The sequence below is a fragment of the Mycobacterium sp. NAZ190054 genome (assembly GCF_001545925.1).
GTDB lineage: Bacteria > Actinomycetota > Actinomycetes > Mycobacteriales > Mycobacteriaceae > Mycobacterium.
The window spans coordinates 1-5,761 of record NZ_LMVQ01000238.1; the positions used below are offsets into that span (position 1 = coordinate 1).

A 5,761-nucleotide genomic window follows, 5' to 3' on the forward strand; every position below is an offset into this window, starting at 1 on the left:
GCCGCCCCGGTCGACTCCGGCGCCGGCAACGACGGTGGGTTCAACCAGTTCAACCGGGGCAGCAACTAGTCGCGTGCCCCTCCGACCCAGGTCCGGCCCATGCTGATCGTCGCGCTCGTCCTCGCCGACAAGGTCAAGGAGGTGCGCAGCGCGGCCACCGACGGCCTGCCCGGCGAGCTGAGGGCGCAGGTGACCGGCGGCCCCGCGTTCGGCGCCGACATCGCCGACTCCTTCTCCGGCGCCAACGTCACGCTGCTCGCGGTCACCGCGGCCGTGGTGGCCCTGCTGCTCATCGTCACCTACCGCTCACCGGTGCTGTGGCTGGTGCCGCTGCTGGTGATCGGCTTCGCCGACCGGGTGGCGGCCGTCGTCGGCGCTTGGGTGGCCGACGCGCTCGGCATGAGCCCGGACGGCTCCACCTCGGGCATCACCAGCGTGCTGGTCTTCGGCGCGGGCACCAACTACGCGCTGCTGCTGATCTCCCGCTATCGGGAAGAGCTCGGCCGCACCGAGTCCCACCGCGAGGCACTGCACACCGCGGTGCGCCGCGCCGGTCCGGCGATCGTCGCGAGCAACGCCACCGTGGTGCTGGCGCTGCTCACGCTGCTGTTCGCGTCGTCGCCGAGCACCCGCAGCCTCGGCGTACAGGCCGCGTCGGGACTGGTGATCGCCGCGGTTTTCGTGATGCTGGTGCTGCCGCCGGCGCTCGGGGTGTTCGGCCGCCGGCTGTTCTGGCCCTTCGTCCCCGCGGTCGGCGCCCGGCCGCTGACCGACAGCGGCGTCTGGCACCGGATCGCCACCGCCGTCGCGCGCCGGCCAGCCCGCGTGGCGGTGCTGTCGATCGGTGCGCTGGCGCTGCTGTGCACGGGACTGCTGGGCACCCCCGTCGGGCTGTCGCAGACCGAACAGTTCCGTGTGCAGGCCGAGTCGGTCGCCGGTTTCGAGACGCTGGCCGAGCACTTCCCCAGCGGACTCACCGACCCCGCCAGGGTGATCGCGTCCACCGGCCGCGCGGCCGAGGTGCAGCGCGCGATCAGCGCCACCCCCGGCGTGGTCTCGGTCCTGCCTGCCGGAAACTCACCGGACGGGCTGAGCCAATGGTCGGTGGTCCTCGACGCCGCCCCGGCCACCGACGAGGCGTTTGAAACCGTTGACGCACTTCGTGATTCGGTCCACCGCGTGGATCCGGACGCACTGGTCGGCGGTTCGGACGCCACGGCGCGCGACGCGGCCTCCGCGGCCGGGCACGACCGCGCGGTCGTGATCCCGGCGATTCTGATCGTGGTGCTGGTCGTGCTGTATGCGCTGCTGCGCGCAGCGCTGGCACCGTTGGTGCTGATCGCGACCACGGTGCTGAGCTCCCTGGCCGCGCTGGGCCTGGGCAGTTGGGCCAGTGTGCACGTCTTCGGCTTCCCGGCCCTGGACAACACCGCGCCGCTGTTCGCGTTCCTGTTCCTGGTGGCCCTCGGCGTCGACTACACGATCTTCCTGGTCACCCGGGCCCGGGAGGAGACGCCCGACGCTGCCGGCCGGGATGGCACCCGCGACGGCATCGTGCGGGCCGTGTCGGCGACCGGTGCGGTGATCACCAGCGCGGGCATCGTGCTGGCGGCGGTGTTCTGTGTGCTCGGGGTGCTGCCGCTGATCGTGCTCACCCAGGTCGGCATCATCGTCGGGCTCGGCATCCTGCTGGACACCTTCGTGGTGCGCACGGTGATCATTCCCGCGCTGTTCACGTTGATCGGTCCGCGGATCTGGTGGCCTGCGCTGCGGGCGTCGCCGTAGAACCGGGCGTACGTTCGGTAAGTATGACTGCGGCCCCTGCCCTGCCACCGGTGCACATGCGGCGCGACGCGTTCGACCCGACGCCGCAGCTGCGCGAGATCCGAGAGACAGAGGGCGTGCGAACCGTCACCAACGCGTTCGGGATGTCGGCGTACCTGATCACCCGCTACGACGACATCAAGACCGTGCTGTCCGACCATGCGCGGTTCTCCAACGGCCGCCCGCCCGGTTTCGTCGTTCCCGGCGCGCCGCCGATCGACGAGGAGGAGCAGTCCCGCAGCCGGGCCGGGAACCTGCTCGGGCTCGACCCGCCCGAGCACCAGCGTCTGCGGCGCATGCTCACCGGTGAGTTCACGCACCGGCGGATGCAGCGGTTGCAGCCGCGCATCGTCGAGATCGTCGACGCACAACTGGATGTGCTCGCCGCGGCGGGGCCCGGAGCCGACCTCGTCGAGCACTTCGCGCTGCCGATTCCGTCCCTGGTGATCTGCGAGCTGCTGGGGGTGCCGTACGCCGACCGCGACGATTTCCAGCGCCGCAGCGCCCGTCAGCTCGATCTGTCGATCCCGATACCGGAACGCCTGGAATTGGCGCGCGAGGGCCGCGCCTACATGGGCAGCCTCGTGGCCGGCGCGCGGACGCGTCCCGGCGACGACATCCTCGGGATGCTCGTGCGCGAGCACGGCGGCGAGCTGACCGACGACGAACTGATCGGGATCGCCGGTCTGCTGCTGCTGGCCGGCCACGAGACCACCTCGAACATGTTGGCGTTGGGCACTCTTGCGCTGCTGCGCCACCCGGATCAGCTCGCCGCGGTGCGCGAGGACCCGGACGCGGTGGCGCCCGCGGTGGAGGAACTGCTGCGCTGGCTGTCGATCGTGCACACCGCGATCCCGCGCATCACCACCACCGATGTCGTCATCGCCGGCGTGGAGATCCCGGCCGGGCAACTGGTCTTCGCGTCGCTGCCCTCGGGTAACCGCGACAGCGAATTCGTCGATGCGCCCGACCGTTTCGACATCGGGCGGGGAGCGCCCGGGCACCTGGCGTTCGGCCACGGCGTGCACCACTGCCTCGGTGCCCCGCTGGCCCGGATGGAGATGCAGATCGCGTTCCCGGCACTGCTGCGCCGCTTCCCGACGCTGGCGCTGGCCGAGAACTTCGCCGATGTGCAGTTCCGGTCGTTCCACTTCATCTACGGTCTGAAGTCGTTGGAGGTGTGCTGGTGAGCAAGGTTGTCGCGGACCGCGAGTTGTGCATCCAGGCGGGCAACTGCGTGATGGTCGCGGGGGACGTCTTCGACCAGGACGACGACGGCATCGTGGTCATCCTCGACGAGGAGGTGACCGGCGACGCGGCTGAACGCGCGCGGGAGGCGGTCAAATTGTGTCCGGCGAGCGCGCTGGGTCTACAGGAGTGACCTCACCCCGTCACGGCTGACCGGGCAACAACCTGATCATCAGTCCGTTCGACTCGGCGAGTACGTTGCCGTCGGCGTCGAGCAGCTCGGCGTTGACGAACGCCTTGCGGCCGTCGGCTTCCCGGAGCCGGCCCCGTGCGGTCAGCACCGTGTCGATCGGGGTCACCCTGCGGTAGTCCACGTGCAGGAACGCGGTGCGGCTGATCGGCCGGCCGGTCGCGTGGATCACCATGCCGAACATCGAATCGAACAGCAGCGGCAGGACCCCGCCGTGCACGGCGGAGTTGCCGCCGACGTGGTACCGGCTGAACGTGACCTCCAGCTCGACGCCGTCGGCCTCGAACTTGGTCACGGTCCACGGCGGCATCAGCAGGCTGCCCGCGCCCGGCAGCGACGGCACCCGGTTGGCCGGGCCGACCCCCTCACCGGCCCGGTACGGCTCGAGCAGCTTGACCAGGTCCTCGACCCGGTCGGCGGCCTCGTCCCAGGTGTCGGGATCCGGGTTCACCGACACGGCCAGGTCCTGCGCCCGCCGCATCGCGGTGAGGAAACGCGCGAAACCGGGCCCGGGCTCGGCGGCCTCGAACACCGGAAATCCGCCGTGGTGGTCGTATTCGGGGTCGACGCGCCGCGGATCCAGCCCATCGTCGGTCACGGCGCGGCCAGGATGTCTCGCCGCACGATCGTCTGGTCGCGGCCCGGCCCCACCCCGATGCACGAGATATGGGCTCCGGCAAGCTCTTCCAGCCGCAGCACGTAGTCGCGGGCCTTGGCGGGCAGGTCGTCGAACTCGCGTGCCCCGGAGATGTCCTCCCACCAGCCGGGGAGTTCCTCGTAGATCGGCTCGGCGCGGGCGATGTCGCTCTGTGTCATCGGCATCTCGTCGGTGCGCTTGCCGTCCACCGTGTAGCCGACGCAGATCGGCACGGTCTCCAGGCTCGACAACACGTCGAGCTTGGTCAGGAAGTAGTCGGTGATGCCGTTGACCCTGGTCGCGTACCGGGCGATCACGGCGTCGAACCACCCGCACCGGCGGGCCCGGCCCGTGGTCACACCGACCTCGCCGCCGGTCTTGGCCAGGTAGGCGCCGTGCTCGTCGAACAGCTCGGTGGGGAACGGCCCCGAGCCGACGCGGGTGGTGTAGGCCTTCAGGATCCCGAGCACCGTCGTGATCCGCGTCGGCCCGATACCGGAGCCGACGGACGCGCCACCGGCGGTCGGATTCGACGACGTGACAAAGGGATACGTGCCGTGGTCGACGTCGAGGAGGGTGCCCTGGGAACCTTCCAGCAGCACGGTCTCGCCGCGCTCGAGCGCCTGGTTGAGCAGCAGCCGGGCGTCGGCGATGCGGTGCTTGAACCCCTCGGCCTGGGCCAGCAGGTTCTCGACCACCTCGGCGGGATCGAGCGCCTTGCGGTTGTAGATCTTGACCAGCACCTGGTTCTTGAAATCGAGTGCGCCCTCGATCTTCTCGGCGAGCACCGGCGGGTCGAGCACGTCGGCGACCCGGATTCCGATGCGCGCGATCTTGTCCTGGTAACACGGGCCGATGCCCCGGCCGGTGGTGCCGATCTTCTTGCTGCCGGCGTAGCGCTCCACGACCTTGTCGATCGCGACGTGGTACGGCATCAGCAGATGGGCGTCGGCCGAGATCAGCAGCCGCTCGGTGTCGACGCCGCGGTCCTCGAGACCCTCGAGTTCGGTGAGCAGCACACCCGGGTCGACGACGACGCCGTTGCCGATCACGTTCGTCACGCCCGGCGTCAGGATCCCCGACGGGATCAGGTGCAGCGCGAAGTTCTCGCCCGTCGGCAGCACCACCGTGTGGCCGGCGTTGTTGCCGCCCTGGTAGCGCACCACCCACTGCACCCGTCCACCGAGGAGGTCGGTGGCTTTTCCTTTGCCCTCGTCGCCCCACTGGGCGCCGATGAGGACGATTGCCGGCATCGCAGTCCTTCGCGTCTTTCCGCTGTTTTTCACGCTCGAGCTGCGCTCGATACAGTGTGCAGCCGGTGACCCACCTTATCTCAAGGAACGAGTTGGACCCGTCAACAGTCGCGGTCGTGCGCCCGGGCGACCACCGCGTTCCCCCGTCGCTGCGCGATCTGCCCGTCCTCGATCCGGCCGCAGAGGCCGACCGCCTGGCCGGTTACCGCCGCCTCGTCGTCGTCGGCAGCCACCGGGACCTTTCGGTGGTGCTGACCCGGCTGTTGCGCGCTGACCGGCTCGACGTGGAGGTGGCGCACGTGCGACGCCCGTGGCAGGGCAGACGGGCCCGCACCGCCGCCGCGGCCCGGGTGCCGCTGATCCGCGACGAGACCGGAACCGTCATCACCGAGGCGGCGCTGTGGCTGCCGCCGGAGGGCCGGCGCACCCTGCGCGGCGAGGCCGTCGTCGACGACGAACGGCTCTTCGACGGTGACGTCGCCGGGGTGCGCGTCGAGCCGACGGCGGCGCTGCCGGGGCTGCGGGCCCGCGTGTTGGGGGGGCCGGCGCGGCGGGCCCCGGGGGGCGGTGGGGTGGGCGCGCGCGTGGCGGCTCGCGGGGGGGGGTGGG

Annotated in this window: 6 protein-coding genes; 4 read left to right on the plus strand and 2 right to left on the minus strand. The window is 70.9% G+C overall.

Annotated elements, in window-relative coordinates; all coding sequences use genetic code 11:
- The first annotated feature begins 99 nt into the window (after nucleotides 1-99).
- The 3 genes from ASJ79_RS17165 to ASJ79_RS17175 are packed head-to-tail and all read left to right on the plus strand — an operon-like array spanning nucleotide 100 to nucleotide 3,205.
- Nucleotides 100-1,785, plus strand: coding sequence for an MMPL family transporter (locus ASJ79_RS17165; protein WP_231750887.1), 1,686 nt, complete (start codon nucleotides 100-102; stop codon nucleotides 1,783-1,785).
- A gap of 23 nt (nucleotides 1,786-1,808) precedes the next feature.
- Nucleotides 1,809-3,014: a cytochrome P450 gene (locus ASJ79_RS17170; RefSeq protein ID WP_067957495.1), complete on the plus strand. Its 1,206-nt coding sequence runs from the start codon at nucleotides 1,809-1,811 to the stop codon at nucleotides 3,012-3,014.
- Nucleotides 3,005-3,205, plus strand: a complete 201-nt coding sequence (locus tag ASJ79_RS17175; protein ID WP_067957498.1) for a ferredoxin — start codon at nucleotides 3,005-3,007, stop codon at nucleotides 3,203-3,205. Before ASJ79_RS17170 ends, ASJ79_RS17175 begins: the two co-directional genes overlap by 10 nt.
- A gap of 10 nt (nucleotides 3,206-3,215) precedes the next feature.
- Here the strand turns inward: ASJ79_RS17175 and ASJ79_RS17180 are convergent, their stop codons facing one another.
- Complete coding sequence (locus ASJ79_RS17180; protein WP_067957501.1) at nucleotides 3,216-3,860, minus strand: PaaI family thioesterase; 645 nt, start codon at nucleotides 3,858-3,860, stop codon at nucleotides 3,216-3,218.
- The gene (locus ASJ79_RS17185; RefSeq protein ID WP_067957505.1) at nucleotides 3,857-5,152 is read right to left on the minus strand and encodes an adenylosuccinate synthase; all 1,296 of its coding nucleotides are present in this window, start codon (nucleotides 5,150-5,152) and stop codon (nucleotides 3,857-3,859) included. Before ASJ79_RS17185 ends, ASJ79_RS17180 begins: the two co-directional genes overlap by 4 nt.
- Before the next feature lie 92 nt (nucleotides 5,153-5,244).
- Between ASJ79_RS17185 and ASJ79_RS17190 the strand changes: the two genes are divergently transcribed.
- Nucleotides 5,245-5,761: peptidase M50 (locus ASJ79_RS17190; protein ID WP_067957508.1), on the plus strand; the 517-nt coding region annotated here is incomplete at its 3' end.